General features: G+C 65.9%; 19 protein-coding genes. 13 read left to right on the forward strand and 6 right to left on the reverse strand.

The window, feature by feature from the left end; genetic code table 11:
• Window positions 1-51: 51 nt before the first annotated feature.
• Entirely contained in the window at window positions 52-2,766 is a 2,715-nt protein-coding gene (gyrA, locus tag GIW57_RS09860; protein WP_236510340.1) for a DNA gyrase subunit A, read from the forward strand.
• A gap of 130 nt (window positions 2,767-2,896) precedes the next feature.
• The gene (locus GIW57_RS09865) at window positions 2,897-5,428 is read left to right on the forward strand and encodes a membrane-bound PQQ-dependent dehydrogenase, glucose/quinate/shikimate family (protein ID WP_236510343.1); all 2,532 of its coding nucleotides are present in this window, start codon (window positions 2,897-2,899) and stop codon (window positions 5,426-5,428) included.
• Between the two features lie 87 nt (window positions 5,429-5,515).
• Here GIW57_RS09865 and GIW57_RS09870 read toward each other — a convergent pair whose 3' ends face one another.
• A complete protein-coding gene (locus GIW57_RS09870) occupies window positions 5,516-6,505 on the reverse strand; it encodes a zinc-dependent alcohol dehydrogenase family protein (protein ID WP_236510345.1) in 990 nt (329 codons plus the stop codon).
• Between the two features lie 122 nt (window positions 6,506-6,627).
• Between GIW57_RS09870 and GIW57_RS09875 the strand changes: the two genes are divergently transcribed.
• The 3 genes from GIW57_RS09875 to GIW57_RS09885 all read left to right on the forward strand — a co-directional run bounded on the left by GIW57_RS09875 (window position 6,628) and on the right by GIW57_RS09885 (window position 8,514).
• Window positions 6,628-7,536 carry a LysR substrate-binding domain-containing protein gene (locus GIW57_RS09875; RefSeq protein WP_236510348.1) on the forward strand — a complete coding sequence of 303 codons (909 nt, stop codon included), beginning with the start codon at window positions 6,628-6,630 and terminating at the stop codon, window positions 7,534-7,536.
• 79 nt (window positions 7,537-7,615) lie between these two features.
• The gene (locus tag GIW57_RS09880; RefSeq protein WP_236510351.1) at window positions 7,616-8,083 is read left to right on the forward strand and encodes a DUF4952 domain-containing protein; all 468 of its coding nucleotides are present in this window, start codon (window positions 7,616-7,618) and stop codon (window positions 8,081-8,083) included.
• A gap of 47 nt (window positions 8,084-8,130) precedes the next feature.
• Complete coding sequence (locus GIW57_RS09885; protein WP_100460426.1) at window positions 8,131-8,514, forward strand: energy transducer TonB; 384 nt, start codon at window positions 8,131-8,133, stop codon at window positions 8,512-8,514.
• 4 nt (window positions 8,515-8,518) lie between these two features.
• Here the strand turns inward: GIW57_RS09885 and GIW57_RS09890 are convergent, their stop codons facing one another.
• Window positions 8,519-8,911 carry a DUF3037 domain-containing protein gene (locus tag GIW57_RS09890; protein WP_100460425.1) on the reverse strand — a complete coding sequence of 131 codons (393 nt, stop codon included), beginning with the start codon at window positions 8,909-8,911 and terminating at the stop codon, window positions 8,519-8,521.
• Complete coding sequence (locus GIW57_RS09895; protein WP_032976287.1) at window positions 8,889-9,665, reverse strand: HipA family kinase; 777 nt, start codon at window positions 9,663-9,665, stop codon at window positions 8,889-8,891. The genes GIW57_RS09890 and GIW57_RS09895 overlap by 23 nt, the downstream gene beginning before the upstream one ends.
• 434 nt (window positions 9,666-10,099) lie before the next feature.
• Between GIW57_RS09895 and GIW57_RS09900 the strand changes: the two genes are divergently transcribed.
• The 5 genes from GIW57_RS09900 to GIW57_RS09920 all read left to right on the forward strand — a co-directional run bounded on the left by GIW57_RS09900 (window position 10,100) and on the right by GIW57_RS09920 (window position 14,608).
• Window positions 10,100-10,309 carry a hypothetical protein gene (locus GIW57_RS09900; RefSeq protein WP_236510354.1) on the forward strand — a complete coding sequence of 70 codons (210 nt, stop codon included), beginning with the start codon at window positions 10,100-10,102 and terminating at the stop codon, window positions 10,307-10,309.
• Window positions 10,306-10,641 (forward strand): hypothetical protein, encoded by a 336-nt coding sequence (locus tag GIW57_RS09905; protein ID WP_089236083.1) that lies wholly within the window; start codon window positions 10,306-10,308, stop codon window positions 10,639-10,641. The genes GIW57_RS09900 and GIW57_RS09905 overlap by 4 nt, the downstream gene beginning before the upstream one ends.
• 156 nt (window positions 10,642-10,797) lie before the next feature.
• Entirely contained in the window at window positions 10,798-13,260 is a 2,463-nt protein-coding gene (locus GIW57_RS09910; RefSeq protein WP_236510357.1) for a prolyl oligopeptidase family serine peptidase, read from the forward strand.
• Window positions 13,261-13,382: 122 nt separating this feature from the next.
• Complete coding sequence (locus GIW57_RS09915; protein WP_100460423.1) at window positions 13,383-14,144, forward strand: hypothetical protein; 762 nt, start codon at window positions 13,383-13,385, stop codon at window positions 14,142-14,144.
• A gap of 140 nt (window positions 14,145-14,284) precedes the next feature.
• On the forward strand, window positions 14,285-14,608 hold the full coding sequence (locus GIW57_RS09920) for a hypothetical protein (protein ID WP_236510360.1): 324 nt from the start codon (window positions 14,285-14,287) through the stop codon (window positions 14,606-14,608).
• Between the two features lie 13 nt (window positions 14,609-14,621).
• Here GIW57_RS09920 and GIW57_RS09925 read toward each other — a convergent pair whose 3' ends face one another.
• The gene (locus tag GIW57_RS09925; protein ID WP_236510364.1) at window positions 14,622-15,605 is read right to left on the reverse strand and encodes a hypothetical protein; all 984 of its coding nucleotides are present in this window, start codon (window positions 15,603-15,605) and stop codon (window positions 14,622-14,624) included.
• A 140-nt stretch (window positions 15,606-15,745) separates the two neighbouring features.
• On the opposite strand from GIW57_RS09925, the gene GIW57_RS09930 reads away from it, so the two are divergent.
• Window positions 15,746-16,714: a DUF2268 domain-containing putative Zn-dependent protease gene (locus tag GIW57_RS09930; RefSeq protein WP_236510366.1), complete on the forward strand. Its 969-nt coding sequence runs from the start codon at window positions 15,746-15,748 to the stop codon at window positions 16,712-16,714.
• A gap of 94 nt (window positions 16,715-16,808) precedes the next feature.
• Entirely contained in the window at window positions 16,809-17,555 is a 747-nt protein-coding gene (locus tag GIW57_RS09935; RefSeq protein WP_236510477.1) for an SGNH/GDSL hydrolase family protein, read from the forward strand.
• Window positions 17,556-17,627: 72 nt separating this feature from the next.
• Here the strand turns inward: GIW57_RS09935 and GIW57_RS09940 are convergent, their stop codons facing one another.
• The gene (locus tag GIW57_RS09940; RefSeq protein WP_329605749.1) at window positions 17,628-18,488 is read right to left on the reverse strand and encodes a LysR family transcriptional regulator; all 861 of its coding nucleotides are present in this window, start codon (window positions 18,486-18,488) and stop codon (window positions 17,628-17,630) included.
• A gap of 144 nt (window positions 18,489-18,632) precedes the next feature.
• Between GIW57_RS09940 and GIW57_RS09945 the strand changes: the two genes are divergently transcribed.
• Entirely contained in the window at window positions 18,633-19,760 is a 1,128-nt protein-coding gene (locus GIW57_RS09945; RefSeq protein ID WP_236510372.1) for an agmatine deiminase family protein, read from the forward strand.
• Window positions 19,761-19,766: 6 nt separating this feature from the next.
• Here the strand turns inward: GIW57_RS09945 and GIW57_RS09950 are convergent, their stop codons facing one another.
• The gene (locus GIW57_RS09950; protein ID WP_236510374.1) at window positions 19,767-20,312 is read right to left on the reverse strand and encodes a thioesterase family protein; all 546 of its coding nucleotides are present in this window, start codon (window positions 20,310-20,312) and stop codon (window positions 19,767-19,769) included.

Below are 20,312 nucleotides of genomic sequence, written 5' to 3' on the forward strand. Positions count from 1 at the left end.
GCCCCCGGGTGGATGCGCCGGACTGGACCGCTACCAGACAACGGAACCCGAATGGCAGAAACCGCCAAGGAAATCATCCAGGTCAACCTGGAAGACGAGATGCGCAAGAGCTACCTCGATTACGCCATGAGCGTGATCGTGGGGCGCGCGCTGCCAGATGCGCGCGATGGCCTCAAGCCGGTGCATCGTCGTGTGCTGTTTGCGATGAATGAACTCAACGCGCACAGCAACAAGCCCTACTTCAAGTCGGCACGTATCGTCGGTGACGTCATCGGTAAGTACCACCCGCATGGCGATCAGTCGGTGTACGACACGCTGGTGCGTCTGGCACAGCCGTTCTCGCTGCGTTACATGCTGGTCGATGGCCAGGGTAACTTCGGTTCGGTCGACGGCGACTCCGCCGCGGCGATGCGATACACCGAGGCGCGCATGTCGCGGCTCGCGCATGAGCTGATGGCGGACATCGACAAGGAAACCGTCGATTTCCAGCCCAACTACGACGAAAAGGAACTGGAGCCGACGGTCATGCCGACCCGGTTCCCGAACCTGCTGGTCAATGGTTCGGCCGGTATCGCGGTGGGCATGGCGACCAACATTCCGCCGCACAACCTCACCGAATCGATCAATGCCTGCATCGCGCTGATCGACAATCCGGAAATCGATATCGACGGCCTGATGGAGTTCATCCCGGGCCCGGATTTCCCGACCGCAGGCATCATCAACGGCACCGCCGGCATCATCGCCGGCTACCGCACCGGTCGTGGCCGCGTGCGCATCCGTGCCAAGGCCGATGTCGAAGTGGCCGACAACGGCCGCGAATCGATCATCGTCACTGAAATTCCTTACCAGGTGAACAAGGCGCGTCTGATCGAGAAGATCGCCGAGCTGGTCAAGGAAAAGAAGATCGAAGGCATCAGCGAGCTGCGCGATGAGTCCGACAAGGACGGCATGCGCATCTACATCGAAATCAAGCGCGGCGAGTCGGCCGAGGTTGTGCTCAACAACCTCTACCAGCAGACCCAGATGGAGTCGGTGTTCGGCATCAACATGGTGGCGCTGGTCGATGGCCGCCCGCAGTTGATGAACCTCAAGCAGATGCTGGAGGCCTTCGTCCGCCACCGTCGCGAAGTGGTCACCCGCCGCACCGTGTTCGAGCTGCGCAAGGCGCGCGCCCGTGCCCACGTGCTGGAAGGCCTGACCGTTGCGCTGGCCAACATCGACGAGATGATCGAACTGATCAAGACCTCGCCGAACCCCACCGAGGCACGCGAGCGCATGCTTGCGCGCCTGTGGGAGCCGGGTCTGGTTGGTTCGATGCTCGGCGCCGCCGGTGCCGAAGCCTCGCGTCCCGATGACCTGCCCAAGGGTGTGGGCCTGATCGAAGGCGGCTACCAGCTGACCGAGATCCAGGCGACCCAGATCCTGGAAATGCGCCTGCACCGCCTGACCGGGCTGGAGCAGGACCGCCTGACCGAGGAATACAAGCAGCTGCTGGAAGTGATCGCCGGGCTGATCCATATCCTGGAAGATCCCGACCGCCTGCTGCAGGTGATCCGCGAAGAGCTGATCAACGTGCGTGCCGAGTTCGGTGACGAGCGCCGTACCGAGATCCGCCACAGCGAAGAAGATCTGGACATCCTCGACCTGATCGCCCCGGAAGACGTGGTGGTCACCGTCTCCCACGCCGGCTACGTGAAGCGCCAACCGGTGAGCGTGTACCGCGCGCAGCGCCGTGGCGGCCGTGGCCGCAGCGCGGCGTCGACCAAGGAAGAGGATTTCATCGAACAGCTGTGGCTGGTCAACACGCACGACACGCTGTTGACCTTCACCAGTTCGGGCAAGGTGTTCTGGCTGCCGGTGTACCAGCTGCCCGAAGCTGGTTCCAACGCCCGCGGTCGTCCGATCATCAACTGGATCCCGCTGGAGCCCGGCGAACGCGTGCAGGCCGTGCTGCCGGTGCGCGAGTACGCTGATGGCCAGTTCGTGTTCTTCGCCACCAAGAACGGTACGGTCAAGAAGACCCCGTTGGGCGAGTTCGCCTTCCGTCTGGCCCGCGGCAAGATCGCGATCAACCTCGACGAGGGCGATGCCCTGGTCGGCGTCGGCCTGACCGATGGCGAGCGTGACATCCTGCTGTTCGCCTCCAACGGCAAGACCGTGCGCTTCGGTGAAGACAAGGTCCGCTCGATGGGTCGTACCGCTACCGGCGTGCGTGGCATCAGGATGCCGGCCGGCGAGGAAGTGGTCAGCCTGATCGTGGCCGAGAGTGCTGGCGGCGTTGAGGATGAGAGCGAGGACGACAACGGTGTCGAGGAGGCCATCGCCACGGGCGAGACGGTGATCGAAGGTGCCGACGATGCCAACCTGCGGTACATCCTCACCGCCACCGAAAACGGCTACGGCAAGCGCACCCCGCTGCCGGATTACCCTCGCAAGGGGCGTGGCACGCAGGGCGTCATCGGCATCCAGACCACCGAGCGCAATGGCAAGCTGGTTGCCGCGGTGCTGATGGGGACCGACGATGAAGTCCTGCTGATCTCCGACGGTGGCACCCTGGTGCGTACGCGTGGTTCGGAAATCAGCCGCGTCGGCCGCAACACCCAGGGCGTGACCCTGATCCGCCTGTCCAAGGACGAGAAGCTGCAGGCGGTGGAGCGCATGGATGCCTCGATCGACGAGGACGAGGACGAGGTGGCCGCGACCGCCCCGGCCGCGACCGACGGCGCACCGGCTGCTGCCAGCAGCGAGGACGCCGCGCAGGAGTGATCCTGCCGCGACACTGAGGTACCCGACGACGCCGGCCTTGTGCCGGCGTCGTCGTGTCAGCCGTCGAAAATACGCACGCACTTCACGGTGACGGTGGCATAAGGGCGCATGCTGCCCCCGGAGATCGTCGATGTCCGCCACGTCGCAGTCCGCGTCCGCCGCAACGCCCACATCCCGCCACCCGCTCATCACAGTCGTGGCCCTGTTGCTGATCGCGCTCGGCCTGATCATCGGCGGGCTCGGTGGCTGGCTGGCCAGCCTCGGGGGCTCGTGGTACTACGCCATCGCCGGCCTCGGCCTGCTGGTCTGCGGCATCCTGTTGTGGGGCAATCGTCGCAGCGGTGCGCTGCTGTACGCACTGGTCTTCCTCGGCAGCCTGCTGTGGACCTGGTGGGAATCGGGCAGCGATTACTGGCGCTGGGTGCCACGGCTGGGCCTGGTGACCGCGCTCGGCATCGTCCTGGCGTTGCTGGCCCCGACCCTGCAGGCGCCGGTACCCAAGCGCCTTTCACGCAGCGTGGCCGCTGTGCTGATGCTGGTGTTCGTGGCCGCCTTCGGGCTCGCGTTCGCCCCCCATGGCCTGGTTGACGGGCACCAGCCGTTCCCGGAGCCGGCGGTCAGCGCCGGGCTCGATCCGACCCGTGATACCACCGGTCTGCAGCCGGCCGACCAGCCGGTGGAGGGCGACTGGCCGGCCTGGGGGCGCAGCAATGCGGCGACCCGCTATTCGCCGCTGCAGCAGATCACCCCTGAAAACGTAGGCACCCTGCAACTGGCGTGGCAGTTCCGTACCGGCGACCTGCCCAAGAAGCGCTGGGGTGCGGAAACCACGCCACTGAAGATCGGTGACCGGGTGTACCTGTGCACCGCCCGCAATCAGCTGATCGCGCTCGATGCCGGCAGCGGCAAGGAACTATGGCGGTTCGATCCGAAGGTGAAGGATGCCTCGATCCCGTACACGGCCGCTTGCCGTGGTGTGTCCTATTACGAACAGCCCAGCGCACCGACCCTCGCCGATGCCGCGCTGGCTGACGTGGCCGCCGATCTCGCGCTGCCTGCACCACCGCCGACCCGTACCAGCCGGAGCGCTGCACCCGGCAGCCGCGCCGCCTGCAGCGCGCGCATCATCGAAGGCACGCTGGATGGCCGCTTGATCGCGGTGGACGCCGACAGCGGTCGCCCCTGTGCGAATTTCGGCAACAACGGCCAGGTCGACATCACCCTGGGCATGGGCGAGGTGCCACCGGGTTACGTCTCGATCACCTCGCCACCGGCGATCGTCCGCGGTGTCGTCGTCACCGGGCATCAGGTACTGGACGGACAGCGCCGCGACGCGCCCTCCGGCGTCATCCAGGCCTACGATGCGGTCAGCGGCAAGCTGCGCTGGGCGTGGGACATGGACCAGCCCGAGCGCAGCGGCCTGCCACCGCGCGAGCAGACCTATACGCGTGGCACACCGAACATGTGGACAACCGCTACCGGCGATGAAGCGCTGGGCCTGGTATACCTGCCGATGGGCAATGCCGCGGGCGACTACTGGAGTGGCTCGCGCACGGAGAACCAGAACAGATACGCGACCTCGCTGGTCGCCATCGATGTAGCCACCGGCAAGCCGGTCTGGCATTTCCAGGCGGTGCGCAAGGACGTCTGGGATTACGACCTGGGTTCGCAGGCCAGCCTGATCGACTACCCGACGGCATCCGGCAAGGTGCCGGCAATCCTGCTGCCCACCAAGCAGGGCGACATGTACATCCTCGACCGTCGCAACGGCCAGCTGCTGACCCCGGCCGAAGAGCGCAAGGTGCCGCAGGGCGGCGTAGAGCCCGAGCAGCGCGCCGCCGCCCAGCTGTTCTCGCTGTACCACACGCTGCGGCGCGACGACGCGCTGACCGAGCGCGACATGTGGGGCATCACTCCCATCGACCAGCTGGTCTGCCGTATCCAGTTCCGCAAGGCGCATTACGAAGGTTTCTACACGCCGCCCAGCAGCGATCACCATTCCATCGAATACCCCGGCTACAACGGCGGCTCGGACTGGGGCAGCGTGGCCATCGATACGCGGCGCGGCGTGATCGTGGCCAACTACAACGACATGCCCAACTACAACCGGCTGGTGCCGCGCGCCGAGGCCGATCGCAGGGGCTGGCTGCCGCGTGAGCAGATCCGCGCGGACAAGGGCGGTGCCGAAGGGGCAGGGGACCCGCAGGTGGGAACGCCCTATGGCATCGACGTCAATGCCGGTTGGCGGCTGCCGTTCACCGGCCTGCTGTGCAAGCAGCCGCCCTATGGCGGCATCCGTGCGATCGACCTGCGCAGTGGCAAGTTGCTGTGGGATCGGCCGTTCGGCAGCGCACGCGGCAACGGCCCCTTCGGCATCCGCTCCGGCCTGCCCATTGAAATCGGCACGCCGAACAATGGTGGCTCGGTGGTGACCGCCAGCGGCCTGATCTTCATCGCCGCAGCGACCGACGACCTGCTGCGCGCCATCGACCTGAAGACCGGCAAGGAGCTGTGGCACACCACGCTGCCGGCGGGCGGCCAGGCCAACCCGATGGTGTACGAGCAGGGCGGGCGGCAGTATGTGGTGATCATGGCCGGCGGGCACCATTTCATGGAGACGCCCGCCGGGGATTACGTGATGGCGTATGCGTTGCCGCGATGAGCCGCCAGTGCGGGCAACACCACGAGCGGCATTGACGCCCCGGTGGGCGGGTACATTCCCAACGCCACAGGGGTATCGCGCAACCGGTTAAACCGTCACCACCACCTTGCCGATCTGCTCGTTCGATTCCAGGTAGCGGTGTGCGTCCTGGATCTGCGCGAACGTAAACACCTTGGCGATCAGCGGTGCCAGCACGCCCTTGTCCAGGCCATCGACGATGAACGCCTTCGCACGCGCCAGCGCCGCGTCATCGGACACGATTTCCGAGTACAGGTAGCCCTTCAGCGTCAGCGACTTGCCCAGTACGTTGAACAGCGGGAACGGCGTCGGCTCGCTGCTCAGCGCGCCATACTCCAGCAGGATGCCACCGCGTGCCATCGCCTCGGTGAGCGGCACGAACTGCGGGCCGCCGATGGGGTCGAATACCACGCGTGCGCCAGCACCTGCGGTGACGCGGGCAACTTCCGCCACCAGGTCCTGCTCCTGGGTGGCGATGACATGAGCGGCACCGGCATCGAGCAGCGCCTGACGCTTGCCCGGGCCACGGGTTACCGCGATCGGCGTCGCGCCTACCGCATTGGCGATCTGGATGGCGGCCAGGCCAACGCTGCTTGACGCTGCAGTGATGATGACGAAATCGCCGGCAGCCAGCTTGGCCTGCTCCAGCAGCGCGCCCCAGGCGGTGACGTACTGCATCCACACCGCAGCGGCCTGCTCGAAGCCCAGCGACGACGGATGCTTCACCACCAGCCGCGCCGGCACGTTGGCCAGCTCGCCGTAGGTGCCCCAGCGGGCGATATCCAACGGCGGCACGACGCTGACAGCATCGCCTACAGCGAAACCGGTCACCGCGCTGCCTGCGGCTTCAACCAGGCCCGCCGCTTCATAGCCCAGGCGGCTCGGGAACTCTGCCTGCTGCAGATAGGCGCCGTTGCGGAACATCACCTCGGCGCGGTTCAGGCCGATGGCCTTGACCCGGATCTGGATCTCATCGGCGGCAGGAGCGGGTACGTCGATATCGTCAACGCGCAGCACATCGGCGTCGCCATAGGCGTGGATGCGGACAACCTGGGTCATGGGGGTCTCCAAAGGGAACGCCGGCCGGTGGCCGGGCAGGGGGAACAGAGCGCTACTGTGCGCGTGGTCGGCGAGCGAAAGAAGGGGTAATCTGGCGTTTCATTGAAAAACAATAGTTTGCAATGGACCTGATCGTACCCCTGCGCAGCTTCGCCAAGGTGGCCGAGGTTGGCTCGTTCGCGGCCGCTGCCGACGCATTGGATCTGTCGCCGCAACTGGTCGGCAAGCATGTGCAGACGCTGGAGCAGCATCTGGGCGTGCGCCTGCTCAACCGCACCACGCGCAAGCAGAGCCTGACCGACTTCGGGCAGGCGTACCTGGCTCGTGCCCGGGTCATCCTGGAAGAAGTGGAGAGTGCCGAGCAGCTGGCCGAGATCGCGCGCGGGCGACCGATGGGCCGGCTGCGGATCAGTGCGCCGGTCACCTTCGGCGTGCACGCGCTGGGGCCGGCGGTGGTGGCCTACATGCAGCAGTATCCCGATGTGCAGGTGGATCTGAACCTGTCCAACAGCCTGGTCAACGTGGTTGAAGACGGCTACGACCTGGTGTTCCGCACGGGTGATCTCGCCGACAGTGGCCTGGTCGCGCGGCGGCTGGGCCCGTACCCGCTGGCGCTGTGCGCTGCACCCGGCTATCTGGCTGCACGACCACCTATCGTCCACCCGCAGGACCTGAGCCGGCACGAATGCCTGGGCTTCGCCCACTCGGTGATCCGCACGCGGTGGAGCTTCCATGACCCACAGGGCGGCGTGTTGACCGTGCCGGTTTCCAGTCGCTTCATGGTCAACCAGGCCGAGCCGCTGCTGACCGCTGCGGTCGGTGGGCTGGGACTGATCCTGCAGCCGTTTGAGATGATGTCTGCCGTTCTGGCCAGCGGCGGACTGGTGGAGGTGCTGCCTCGATTCGTGCCCGTGTCCACCTCGATCAACCTGCTGTATCCCCGCCATCGCCAGGTGACGCCGAAGCTGCGTAGCTTCCTGGATTTCTGCGTGGCGCGCTTCACCGAACAGAGCATGGCGCGTGAGCGTTGACGGAAGCCTGCGCAGCGGGTGGAGGCGCCGGTCGTTTACGATGACGTCTTGCCACGCTTGCAGAGGAGCTGCCATCACCGTGTTGCATCTTTTGCTGATCGGCAGCGTCGTCACCGCCAGCGCACAGACGCCCGCCGCTGCGATCGCCGAGTGGGAGTTGCACGGCCGCGCCGAAGGCCTGGCCCGGCCCGACACCGTCTGTCAGGATTTCCTGCAGGCGATGGGGAGAAAGCCCGCCGAGCTGGAATACGTCGGCTGCACGCAGGACGATGCTTCCTACCTCCAGCCGATGGAAGCGCGGTATCGCGTCAGCGGCGCTTCGGCGGCGAGGATTGAAGCCTACCTGCAGCAGACCTTCGGTATGCCGTCATTGACCTATGTCTGCTGCGGCTGGAGCAACGGCGCGCCTTATTTCTGGCGCCAGCAGCCCGGCAGCGTGAACTACCAGATCGGCATGGGCGTGGAGTCGCTGCATCATCCGCGCGGGCAGTGGAGCGCGATTCCCTACTTCGCGGTGACCGTAGCGGTGAACCGGAAAAGTCCGTGATGGCGTACGCTTGGGTACCGACCACTGGCGTACAAGGAATGACAACCATGCCTCCGATGCTGCTCCGCGCTGCTGCAATCGCGCTCGCCCTGGCGATGAGTCCGATGGCCATCGCCGCCACCGTTGAACCGCTGCTGCTGCAGCAGGCCGAAGCGTTGACGTACTGGAAGCCGGTGGAGGGCACGTTCCGCCCACAACTGAATGCCGATCCCGGGCGTGTGCAGTTCGCTGACGAGGTGACAGTGGCCTATTCGGTCAACAAGCGCGGCCGCACGTATGACGTAAAGGTGGTGGATGCCAAGCCGTCGACGGCCTTCAGCGGCTGGGCGTTGAACGCGGTCAAGGCGATGCGCTTCACCGCAACGGACAGCAACACCGAGCGCACGCCGATCCGCAGCGAAATGACCGCACGCTGGGGCAACGGCAAGTAGCGCGCTAGGTCGGCACCCGCACCATCTTTGCCATCAGGTGTTCGACCACGCCGGCCGGGTCCGCCGTGCGGCCCACATGCGTGCTGGACATCTGCACCACCGAGCTGCGCTTGGCAGTCAGGAAATGGAAGCGGGCGCGCGCCGGCAGCCGCGCGATCGGGCCGGCGTTGGCATCGCCCCGGCAGATCGCCACGATGGCATCCAGCCACGGCTGCAGCGCTTCAATATCCAGCGCCGGCGCGAAGGCCTGCAGGCGTGCGGCGTCGAGCTCGATCGCCGCTTCCAGGTGACGTGCGCCGGGGCAGGACACGATCACCCCGACGTTGATGAACTCCTCGCGTTCCACCCGCGGTACCACGCGGATGACGGCATAGTCATACGTGTGCAGCGTGGGCACGGATGGCCTCCTGCACGAACACCGCACGCACCTTCAGGCGATGCTTCAGGTAGTTGATGTAGCCCTGCCGGTAGGCCTGGGGGCTGTCGAAGGCCGGCTCATCGACCAGCCAGCTGTCCGGCACCAGGCCGACGATGCGCTCGATTTCCGCATCCGGCAGGCGCGCAGCCAGTTCGGCATCCACCTCGGCGATGCGGCTGGCGAACGACAGCAGCACGTGGTCGCGGATCAGCACGAAGGGCTTCTCGCAGGCATCGCCGGCGTTGGCCCAGTCGTGATGGAAGTACATCGCCGCGCCGTGGTCGATCAGATACAGCTTGCGGTGCCACACCATCAGGTTCGGATTGCGCGTGGTGCGGTCGACGTTGCTGGTGAACGCATCGAACCAGACGATGCGCGAGGCCAGGTCAGCGTCCACCGGCATTGCCGCCGGGTCGTAGTTGATCGCGCCGGGCAGGTAATCCAGACCCAGGTTCAGGCCCTCGCTGGCGCGGATCAGGTCCTGGATCTCCGGGTCGGGCTCGGTGCGGGCGAACTCGCTGTCCAGCTCCACGAACAGGATCTCCGGAATCGGCAGGCCCACCGCGCGCGCCATCTCGCCCGCGATCAGTTCGGCGATCAGCGCCTTTGGCCCTTGGCCGGCACCACGGAACTTGAGTACGGCCATGCCGTCGTCGTCGGTCTCGACCACGGCAGGCAGTGAGCCACCTTCCCGCAAGGGGGTGATGTAGCGAAGGGCATGGACGGTACGCATGGGTGCATTCTAGCGTGGCCCCTGCGCCGGTTGCTGATGGCACGGCTCCCAGGCACGCCCGCAGCGGCCGTTGTGCGGCTTCGATGGGTGCGTAGCGGTGGAGGATCGTCCAGTGCGTCCTTCACCGCCAGCACCTTCTGTTGCGGCGATGGGATGCCCCGCATGTCGGGGAAACTTCTTCACTTCGCCATTCCGTGAGCGGTGGCAGCATCCAATCGTGTAGACGATCAAGCGCGGGCGTGGCCTTACGTAGCGCGTGTGCCTGCCGCTTTCCCGCGACCGGCACTCCGCAACTCGTTTCCGGCACATTGCGCAGCGTTGAACGTGGCCCTGCGAGGCCACTCCCCCGGCAAGGAGGCCCGCGATGCACAGTCCTGTTCACGCGTACATCTACCGCATCAGCTACCGGCCTGTCGCCCAGGTAGCGTGCGCTGATGTTGACGAAACTGCTGAAACCGCTGCTGCGGTTCATGCAGCGTCAGACAGAATTCTTCCGTGAGTTGAGCACCGATGGTTGGTTCTGCATTCCGCAGTACGCAGAGCCACTACATGCATGCGAGACGCCCCATGACGCTGCTTCGTTTGCAGCACTGGGCGCGCATCTCGTCCACGATGTCCACGCAGGCTTCCGAGGTGCACGATGAGCAACGAATCGAGAGGAGCCCTGCCGCCCCTGGATCTGGATGATGCCAAGGCCGAGCAGATGATTGGCAAGCTGGTGCTGGTGGGCGTTACCCGTTTTGGTGGCGATGGCCAGGTACAGGGGCTGGAGCAGTTTGCAGGCACCGTGCTGAGGGTCAGTGCCGAAGAGGGGCTGGTGCTGGCCGATGGCGATGACGGACATGAGCGCTACCTGCCACCGATGCTGGACCAGTACCTGCCGGCCGCGCCGGGTGAGTACCAGTTGCGGTCCAGTGGCGTGACGGTGATCGATCCCGATTATCTGTCCACGTGGGAGTTGCACGCGCGGCAGTAGGCGAGGGGTATCCAGGGAGGTGGCCGGGCCATGCGGGTCCGCGCTTTGCAGGATGGGGCGACTAGCCCTTCCGGCCCATTTCCCGGTGCGCAGGGGGTGCTAGATTCGGCCCATGCCCGCCGTGCGGGTACCGAACTCACACCCCAGGGGAAAAGGATGCTCATCCGTCGTACCTCTCTGGCGGCGGCCGTTGCCGTTGCCACGCTCGGCCTGCTGGCCGCCGGCCCGGCCTGCGCCGACTACGCCAAGCCGCCGGAACACCTGCTCAAGGTGCTCAAGGCCCCGCCGCCGCCAGCACCGAACGTCGATCCCAGCGGCCAGCGCCTGCTGCTGACCACCGCGCAGACCTATCCGTCCATCACCCGCGTGGCCCAGCCGTACCTGAAGCTGGCCGGCGTGCGCCTGGAGCCGAAGAACCGCAGCCGCCACGACACCCCCGGCGGCTATGGCATTCCGGCCTGCGTGGCCGACTTCACCCTGGTCGAGATCGCCAGCGGCAAGAGCACCAAGGTCAACCTGCCGCAGGGGTGCGCCACCGGCGCGCTGTGGTCGGCCGACGGCAGCCATTTCGCCTTCCAGAACGCGGTTGATACCAGCGTGCAGCTGTGGGTGGGCGACGCCGCTACCGGCCAGGTGAAGCAGGTGCCGAATGTGCAGCTGAACCCGATCTTCGGGTACACCGTGCAGTGGCTGGGTGGCAGCCAGAGCCTGCTGGTGAAGCTGGTGCCGGCCAACCAGGGTGCGGCGCCGTCCAACGGCGGCACGCCCACAGGCCCGGACGCGCAGGAATCGCTGGGCAGCAGTGGCGAGAGCAGCACCTATGAAGCGCGCGACACGCTGACCAGCGTGCACGATGAAAAGCTGTTCGCCTATTACGGTGCCTCGCAGCTGGCGGTGGTCGATGCCGCTGCCGGCAGCGTGCGCCCAGTTGGCCAGCCGGCGCTGTACAACGACGTCAACGCCGCACCCGATGGCGTGCATGTGCTGACCGAAACCCTGAAGGCGCCGTTCTCGCATGCCGTGACCTACCAGCGCTTCGCCAACGATGTGGCGGTGCTGGACCTGGCCAACGGCCGCAACACGGTGCTGGCCAGCCTGCCGTTGGCTGATCGGGTGCCGGTGCACGGTGTGCCGGAAGGCCCGCGGAGTTATGACTGGCGCTCCACCGACCCGGCCACCCTGGTCTATGCCGAAGCGCTGGACAAGGGCGACTGGAAGGTGAGCGTGCCGCATCGCGATCGCGTGCTGATGCTGAAGGCCCCGTTCACCGGCAAGCCGGTGGAAATCGCCCGCACTGCGCAGCGCTTCGAGGGCTTCGCGTGGTCGGCCGACCCGGCCGTGTCGTTCCAGTTCGAGAACGACGAGAACCGCCACTGGATGCAGGCCCGCATCGTCGATGTGGACCAGCCGAAGAAGGAAGGTCGCCTGCTGTGGGACATGTCCAGCGATGAGCTGTACGGCAACCCCGGCAACCTGGTTTACAGGCGTCTTCCCAATGGTGCACAGGTCGTGCGCCAGGAAGGCAGCTTCGTGTTCCTCAGCGGCCGTGGCGCATCGCCACAGGGCGACCGTCCGTTCCTGGACCGCCTGGACCTTGGTTCGCTGAAGAGCGAGCGCCTGTTCCGCAGCAGTGCCGACGCCTACGAGCAGTTCCTCGGCTTCAGCAGCGCGCCGGGTCGCTACCTGACGTGGCACCAGTCGGTGATCGATCCGCCGAATGCCTTCATCCGCCAGCAGGGTGAGGCAGTGGCCGGTGCGAAGACCGGTGAGGCACAGTTCGCGTCCACCGCGACCGCGCTGACCACGCTGGTCGACCCGACCCCGGAAGTGCGGAAGATCCAGAAACGCCTGGTGACCTACAAGCGCGCCGATGGCGTGGACCTGTCGTTCACCCTGTACACGCCGCCGGGCTACAAGGAAGGCCAGCGCGTGCCGGCGATCCTGTACGCATACCCGGCCGACTTCGCCAACGCCGCACAGGCCGGGCAGGTATCCGGTTCGCAGCAGACCTTCACCCGTCTGCAGCCATACCGCCTGATGCTGCTGGCCGGCTACGCGATCATCGACAACGCCTCGTTCCCGATCGTGGGTGACCCGAAGAACGCCTACGACACCTATCTCGAACAGCTGGAAGCCGACGCCAAGGCAGCGGTGGACAAGGCCGTGGAACTGGGCGTGGTCGACCGCAACCGCATCGGCGTGACCGGCCACAGCCATGGTGGCCTGATGACCGCCAACCTGATCGCCCACACCAACCTGTTCAAGGCCGGCGTGGCGACCAGTGGCTCGTACAACAAGACCTTCACCCCGTTCGGCTTCCAGAACGAACGCCGTTCGGTGTGGCAGGCGCAGGACGTGTACCTGAAGGCCTCGCCGTTCTTCTACGCCGACAAGATCAAGCTGCCGCTGCTGCTGGTCCACGGCGAGGACGATGCCAACCCGGGCACCGAGCCGTTCCAGTCGCGCAAGCTGTACCAGGCGATCCGTGGCAATGGTGGCACCACCCGCCTGGTGATGCTGCCGAACGAGCCGCACTGGTACACCGCGCTGGAGTCGAACGAGCAGCTGGTCCATGAAATGCTCAACTGGTTCGACACTTACGTGAAGAACGCAAAGTAGTCCGGCAAGGCCGCCCTCCGGGGCGGCCTTTCTGTTTCCGGCGTCGTGTAGCACCCAGCCATGCCCGGTTGCCTCTACAGGATGGCCGAATGCTCCACAGAACCTGCTTTCCAAGGAGTCTCATGAAGGCGTGGTTTCTCGTTGTCGTAGCCCTCTGTCCCGCCGCCATGGCTGCTGCAGCCGATGGGCCCATGCGCATCGATGTGGCCTACGAATGGTCCGGCTGGGGAGGTGTTTCGGAGCACTGGCGCATCGAGCGCGATGTACGTGGAATCACCACGCGTGTTCGTGTCACAGATTCGGCGGGAAACCAGGAATTGCCCAAGCAGGTATTGCCGGCCGCTGCCGTCGAAGCGTTCGAGGCGGCTATTGGTGCTGCCCCGCTGTCCAAGGAGGCCGCGATCAGTCTGATTGCCGCCCGCCTTGATCGCGCCGCGATGCTGGAGTTGGATCCGAAACTGAGGTCAGTGCCTCCGGCATCGTGCACATTCGCCGATCAGCAGGCGTGGGCCCGTCGGACGTTGACTGTCCAAGGGCTGCACCAGCGGGTGCGGCAGCACTTCAAGGGGGAAGGCGTGGCGTGGACTGACGATTATCCGGTGATGTCGGTGACAGTGCGCCGCCAAGGCAGGCCTGATGTGGTGTTCCTGTCGAGATCGCAGAAGGCGCTGATGCTGCCATGGAAGCACGTGCCAATTGGGCAGGTGAATCAGCAGGCCCTGGCGCTCGCACCGGATCAGTGGCGCCCCGCGCTGAGTGACGCGTTGACCCGATTGCTGCCAGAAGGGGAGGCAACGCGTGCCCGCTTCAGAAGCAACTGGCTGCAGCATCGCTTGAAGCAGGAGCTTGCGCTGGAGGCATTGAAGTGCACGACCGGGCCATGAACAAGAGCCTTGAACTGCGATGGCACAGCCGGCGCCAGGTATCCCCCTGTGGGTGTTGCGTAACCATCTGTGATGCAGGCATGGACCGGCCACAAAGCTGCGGTACGCTGCGCATCTGATGTCCGCTACGGGTTCACTCCATGAAGGCCTTCATCCTTGCCGTATCGCTGTCGATGTCCGTTGTTCCGGTCGCTGCACTCGCCCAGCCGCTGCCGGCTGAGCTGGCAGCGTTGGGCATTACTGCCGGCATGCCCTATACCAAGGCCAAGCGACTGCTTGATGCCGCAGGGTGGCAGGCGAGCCCGCCACGCGATGCGCCCGAAGCACTGGAGGGTTTCCCGGAAGTGGGTTGCCAGAAGGGCGGCAGCAACTGCAGCAGTACTTTCGCCAAGGACGGGCAGCAGGTCGCTCTGCAGGTGGGAACCACTTTAGCGGGTCAGCCCTTCGTGCAGGGTGGCCACTGAGCGCGATCCGCGCTCATCCCAGCGGCAGGTTATCCAGTGCACGTGACATCCGATCGTGCAGGTCGCGCACGCGTTCGGCCTTGGCGTCAACGCGTCGCTCGTCACCGAAGCTGCGCACATAGGCGCATGCAGCGAAGCCGGCACTTTTCCTTTCGTATTCGGCGATCCACGCCAGACGGTCGGGGTTGCTGGCCTGCTCGGCTGACCAGGCCGCCACTGGCGGACGGATGCGGGCGATGATGCCAAGCCGCCACGGCTTCGGTGTCAGCCGCGCACGGAAGCAATGCTGCAGCGTGCACATGCGTGCATACAACGTGTCGGTGCCCAATGCCTTGAAGAAGGCATGCACCTGCGCATCCTGTGGTTCGAACGTGGCATGCATCGCCAGCACGCGCAGCCCGGCCGGGGTGCGGTACGCGCGCAGGTGCCAGCCCGGATGATGTTCGACGAACGCCTGCACGCGCTGCAGCGCGATGCCTTCGGCGCCACCGGACCGGGCCAGCCGGCGCTTGCGCCGCTGTGACATGATCTGGTTGACCACCACCATCGCGATGCCACCGGCCCCCAGGCCGATATTGAAGTTGCCCAGGGCCCCGCCGATCAGCGCACCGGCTGCCAGCAGCCCGAGTGCACCGAGCAGCGGCAAAGCGCAGCCCGACGGAGTGGGCACGTGGTCGATGTCGGCAAACAGCACGTCGGGGGTGTTCAGGCACAATGCGCCGTAGCTGTTGCGGGTGACAATGACATCATCCCTGCGCTGCACGATCTGCTCGCGGATCGGGATGCCCTCGACACCGTAGTTGGTTCGCCGCTCGCGACGCGGCACGGCCTGGCCGCTGAGGATGTCATCAAGCGCTTCGCGCGCACGCGCATCGGCATGGACCTGCGCGGCATCCTGGTCGTCGTCGGACCAGCCAAACCGGCGAACCACCACTGGTCGGCCCCTGTACCTGTCCTGCAGACGGGCTTCGGCCCAGTACGCTGGAACGATCATCATCCTGTCTTCCCCTTGCTTCCATGGCAGCCGCTCGCCGCGAGTCTGGCACAGCAGGGTAGGGCGTTGCACGATACGGCAGCGCATGCGCTGGCACGGTGATAGATTGCGCGCTTCGCGTGCACTCCACCAAGGACGGAGCCATGTTCGTGTTGTTGCGTTGCCTGCTTGCCCTGGCCCTTGGCGGGGTGGTCGGCACTGCCCGGGCGGCTGCGCCGGGGCCTGAAATCCTGACCACCGATGCCACCCGTTTCTACGCGTTGTACGAGGCGGCCGGCGGCAAGCCCAGCGCGGCCCAGCTGGAGCAGTATCTGGCACAGGGCACGCCGAGCCTGGCCCAGTTCGCGAAGCTGCGCCGGGTGACCGCCGAGCGCATGGCCGACGCGATGGCGCGCGACCCTGCGGTGTATGCCAATGGACGGGCCTGCCTTGCGGAGTTGCCGGCGGTGCGGCAGCGACTGGTGCAGGTGTTCGCCAACCTGCAGGCGATCTACCCGCAGGCGAAGTTCCCGCCGGTGGCGATCGTGGTGGGGCGCGGCAAGCCGGTGGGCATGACGCATCCGAACGGGGTGGTAATCGGCCTGGAAGCGCTGTGCGCGGCAGATTTCATGAACGCCAACGCGCAGGACCGCTTCGTGCACGTGATCGCGCATGAGTACGTGCATATCCAGCAGACCGGCGTGAGCGAGTACGAAGCAGGCGACCCGCGGGCGACAGTGCTGCGCGAGTCGTTGGGCGAGGGTGTTGCCGAGTTCATCGCCGAACTGATCTCCGGCAACGTCGGCAATGGTGGGCATGCCGGGTGGACGCGGGGCAAGGAGGTGCATATCGAAAGCGCGTTCGCGCTGGATATGGACAGCACCGATCTGAAGCCCTGGTTGTACAACCACACGCTGGGTTCGCAGGAGCCGTATGACCTGGGTTACTGGGTGGGCTATCGCATCGCCAAGGCGTATTACCTGCAGGCCGACAGCAAGCGCGATGCTGTGCGTGCGCTGATCCAGCAGGACAACCCGAAGGCGATCCTGGAGGCCAGTGGCTGGACGCCGGGGATGTGGATGCCGGCCAAGGTCACGGGTGTGGCGGCAAGGGCGGCTGCATCGGCAAAATGACCATTCGCAGGCCGCGCTAGACTGCCCAGGTCGACAGCGGAGGATGCTCATGCGCAGGATGGTTTCGATGGTCTGGCTACCGGCCGGTCTGCTCATGGCAGCGCTGGCCACGCCAGCGATGGTGCAGGCGGCCAGCAATCCGCTGCTGACCAAGCCAGTGGAGCAGGTGCAGCCAGACGAAGTGCGATTCATGCAGCAGCGTCTGTCCGATTGGCCGCAGCTGCAGAAGTACCGCGCGGCCAATGCCGCGTTGCCAGCGCCTCGGGCCGGCCAGCCACGCGTGTTGTTTTTCGGCGATTCGATCACCGAAGGCTGGGGCGCGGACGGCAGCAGCACTTTCTTTCCCGGCAAGGGCTATATCAATCGCGGCATCAGCGGGCAGACCACCGCGCAGATGCTGGTGCGCTTTTCGCAGGATGTGCTGGCGCTGCGCCCGAGCGTGGTGGTGATTCTGGCCGGCACCAATGACATCGCCGGCAACACCGGTCCGGCCACGCAGGCGATGATCGAGGACAACCTGCAGGCCATGCTGGACCTGGCGAAGGCGCATGGCATCGCGGTGGTGCTGGCGTCGGTGCTGCCGGTCAGCGAGTACCCGTGGATGCCGGGCATCACGCCTGCGCCCAAGGTGCGTGCGTTGAATGCTGCGCTGAAGCGTCATGCCGATGCACGCGGCCTGGTCTATCTGGATTACTACGCAGCGATGGCCAATCGTGCCGGTGGACTGGATGCGCAGTTGGCAACCGATGGCGTGCACCCGACGGCGAAGGGCTATGCGCTGATGGCACCGCTGGCCGAAGCGGCGATCAAGCGCGCGCAGGCGAACGCGCCCAAGCGCTGAGATGGGTAGTGCCGGCCGCTGGCCGGCAACCTCAATCTGCATGGCGAACGGATTGCCGGCCAGCGGCCGGCACTACCCTATCGCCAGTTCCGCCAGCAGCCACTCACAGAACCGCATCACCAGCGGATCGCGGGCGCTGTCCTCGTGCAGCAACCAGCTCCAGCGCGGTCCGCGCACATAGGCCTCATCCAGCGGCTGCAGCAGGCCCTGCGCGCGCGCCGGTGCGGCCAACAGTTCGCTGACCAGTGCAATGCCCAGGCCTTGGCACGCGGCATCCAACAGTTGTCCTGGCTCGGAGAAATTCAGGCCTTCGCGTTGCTGGCCGACATCCACGCCGCCCTGCACCTGCCACTGGCTCCAGTCCATTTCGCGCTCGCCGTGCAGGGTGCTGCGCTCGGCAACGGGTAGCGCCAGTACGCTGGGGTGGCAGGCCGGATACAGCCGGTCCTGCAGCAGTACGCGATGCTCGCAATGCGCCTGTGCCTGCAGATCATCGCGAACGCTGATGTCCAGCGTCTGCGCGGTCATGTCCGGCGCCTCTTCGCTGGTCAGCAACCACAGGTCGGCCTGTGGATGCTGGCGGCGGAAGTCGCCCAGCCGCGGTACCAGCCAGTGGCGCGCGAAGGCGGGACTGGTGTTGACGATCAGTTGATTCGGCTTGCGGTACTGATCGAGCCGACGGATGCCACTGGCCAGCTGCCGTAGCAGCGACTGCGTGGTTTCCAGCAGGTCGATGCCCGCATCGGTGAGGGTGACGCTGCGGCCCTGGCGGAAGAACAACGGCTGTTCCAGAGAGTCCTCCAGCCCGCGGATCTGCTGGCTGATGGCAGACTGGCTCACGTGCAGTTCCTCGGCCGCACGATGGAAGCTGCCGAGCCGGGCGGCAGCCTCGAAGCCGCGCAGGGCGTTCAACGGGGGCCAATGCTTGAGCATGATTGATAAGCCGGGCTGATCGTATTTCCGCTGAATCTATCGTTTGTGATCGTCAATTCGCAAGGGCAACATGGATCTATCGCGCATCAGCCGGTGCGCCTGAATCGATCAGCTGGACTTCACGGTCCGTCTCTGGAGCCTGTCATGTCTACCCGACGCCATTTCATCACCCAACTCGCCGCAACCGCCGGCCTGGGCGGCCTGGCCGCGCTGGGTCTGACCGGACTGCCCGCCCGCGCCCGTGCCGCTGCACCGGCCGGGTGGCAGATGCCCGATGAGCATGGTCCGCAGGAGCGCGTGTTCCTGGCCTTCGCCGCACAGCCGCGGGTATGGGGCGCGCAGGCCGATGCGGTGAACGATGCTGTTGCCCGGCTGGCGCGCACCATCGCCCGCCATCAGCCGGTCAGCGTGTTGTGCCGCCCCGCACAGCGCAGGCAGGCGCAGGAGCGCTGCGGCAGTGACAACATCGAATTCCTCGACGTGCCGCTGGACGATATCTGGGTGCGCGACTACGGCGGCTGTTTCGTTACCGATGGCAACGGCGGGCTTGGCCTGGTCGATTTCAACTTCAATGGCTGGGGCGGCAAGCAGAGTGCACGCAACGATGGCGCAGTAGCGCCGTGGCTGGCACAGATGAGCGGCGCGACGCTGCTGGAAAGCGATCTGGTGGGCGAGGGCGGTGGCATCGAAGTCGATGGCCACGGCACCGCGATCCTCACCGAAAGCTGCTGGGTGAACCGCAACCGCAATCCGGGCTGGTCACGCGCGGATATCGAAGCGGAATTGAAGCACCACTTGGGCCTGCGCAAGGTGATCTGGTTGCCTGGCATCGCTGGCGAAGACATCACCGATGCGCACGTGGATTTCTACGCACGCTTCGTGCGCCCGGGCGTGGTGATCGCCAACCTGGACAACGATCCGGAGTCCTACGATTACGATCTGACCCGCGAGCATCTGCAGATCCTGCGCGAGGCTACCGATGCCGACGGTCGCAGGCTGCAGGTGCACACGCTGCCGCCGCCGCTGGGCGGGCGCGACAATGTGCATACCCGTGACAATGATGATCTTGCCCGCGGCTACATCAATTACCTGCCGATCAACGGCGCGGTGATCGCACCGCAGTTTGGTGACGCGAAGGCGGATGGCTACTGCCGTGAACTGCTGGAAGACCTGTATCCCGGTCGCACCATCGAGCAGGTGGATATCGATGCGATTGCCGGCGGCGGTGGCGGCATCCACTGCGTGACCAAGAACATGCCGCGGGTCGGATGACGCGGCTCAGGCATCGTCCAGCTTCAACGCGGCATCGGCAGCCAGCAGTGCCTCGGCTGCCGCACTCAGGGCCGGCGAGGGCGGAGCAACCACGCCGATCGATTCCATCATCTGCGGCATGCCGACGAACTGCCGCGCGCGGCGGTCATAGATGCCGGTGATCAGCAGCGCACGCGTGGCGGTTTTCTGCTCCGCGCCGATCAGCACGCGTTGCTCCATGATGCCGCGTGTGCCGACCCAGCCGACCAGCCGCGTTTCCAGGGTGAAGCGCTGGAACGGCTTCAGCTCACGTCGGAACTGGATGGTGCCGGCGCCGACGATCGGCGCCCACTTCTCACGCAGCGCCACTTTGCCCAGCCCCATGCGCAGGATCAGGTCCAGCCGGCCCAAGTCGAAGATGTTCCAGTAGCGGCCGTTGGTCATGTGCAGGTTGCTGTCCAGGTCGTTGGGCAGCACCCGGAACGAAAGGCGCGAGACCCCGAATGGCGCGTCCAGCTTGGGCCGGAACAGGCTGCACAGCAGCAGGTGGAGCAGGCGGAACCAGAGATTCAT

Origin of the sequence: Stenotrophomonas sp. PA-6-5C (genome assembly GCF_021605635.1) — a bacterium.
Classification (GTDB): Bacteria; Pseudomonadota; Gammaproteobacteria; order Xanthomonadales; family Xanthomonadaceae; genus Stenotrophomonas; species Stenotrophomonas lactitubi.

What these genes read in the sequence shown, in the direction of transcription:
- gyrA (WP_236510340.1), top strand. Translation starts at nt 52, where the DNA reads ATGGCAGAAACCGCCAAGGAAATCATCCAGGTCAACCTGGAAGACGAG.
- GIW57_RS09865 (WP_236510343.1), top strand. Translation starts at nt 2,897, where the DNA reads ATGTCCGCCACGTCGCAGTCCGCGTCCGCCGCAACGCCCACATCCCGC.
- GIW57_RS09870 (WP_236510345.1), bottom strand. Translation starts at nt 6,505, where the DNA reads ATGACCCAGGTTGTCCGCATCCACGCCTATGGCGACGCCGATGTGCTG.
- GIW57_RS09875 (WP_236510348.1), top strand. Translation starts at nt 6,628, where the DNA reads ATGGACCTGATCGTACCCCTGCGCAGCTTCGCCAAGGTGGCCGAGGTT.
- GIW57_RS09885 (WP_100460426.1), top strand. Translation starts at nt 8,131, where the DNA reads ATGCCTCCGATGCTGCTCCGCGCTGCTGCAATCGCGCTCGCCCTGGCG.
- GIW57_RS09895 (WP_032976287.1), bottom strand. Translation starts at nt 9,665, where the DNA reads ATGCGTACCGTCCATGCCCTTCGCTACATCACCCCCTTGCGGGAAGGT.
- GIW57_RS09900 (WP_236510354.1), top strand. Translation starts at nt 10,100, where the DNA reads ATGTTGACGAAACTGCTGAAACCGCTGCTGCGGTTCATGCAGCGTCAG.
- GIW57_RS09905 (WP_089236083.1), top strand. Translation starts at nt 10,306, where the DNA reads ATGAGCAACGAATCGAGAGGAGCCCTGCCGCCCCTGGATCTGGATGAT.
- GIW57_RS09910 (WP_236510357.1), top strand. Translation starts at nt 10,798, where the DNA reads ATGCTCATCCGTCGTACCTCTCTGGCGGCGGCCGTTGCCGTTGCCACG.
- GIW57_RS09915 (WP_100460423.1), top strand. Translation starts at nt 13,383, where the DNA reads ATGAAGGCGTGGTTTCTCGTTGTCGTAGCCCTCTGTCCCGCCGCCATG.
- GIW57_RS09920 (WP_236510360.1), top strand. Translation starts at nt 14,285, where the DNA reads ATGAAGGCCTTCATCCTTGCCGTATCGCTGTCGATGTCCGTTGTTCCG.
- GIW57_RS09925 (WP_236510364.1), bottom strand. Translation starts at nt 15,605, where the DNA reads ATGATGATCGTTCCAGCGTACTGGGCCGAAGCCCGTCTGCAGGACAGG.
- GIW57_RS09930 (WP_236510366.1), top strand. Translation starts at nt 15,746, where the DNA reads ATGTTCGTGTTGTTGCGTTGCCTGCTTGCCCTGGCCCTTGGCGGGGTG.
- GIW57_RS09935 (WP_236510477.1), top strand. Translation starts at nt 16,809, where the DNA reads ATGGCAGCGCTGGCCACGCCAGCGATGGTGCAGGCGGCCAGCAATCCG.
- GIW57_RS09940 (WP_329605749.1), bottom strand. Translation starts at nt 18,488, where the DNA reads ATGCTCAAGCATTGGCCCCCGTTGAACGCCCTGCGCGGCTTCGAGGCT.
- GIW57_RS09945 (WP_236510372.1), top strand. Translation starts at nt 18,633, where the DNA reads ATGTCTACCCGACGCCATTTCATCACCCAACTCGCCGCAACCGCCGGC.
- GIW57_RS09950 (WP_236510374.1), bottom strand. Translation starts at nt 20,312, where the DNA reads ATGAATCTCTGGTTCCGCCTGCTCCACCTGCTGCTGTGCAGCCTGTTC.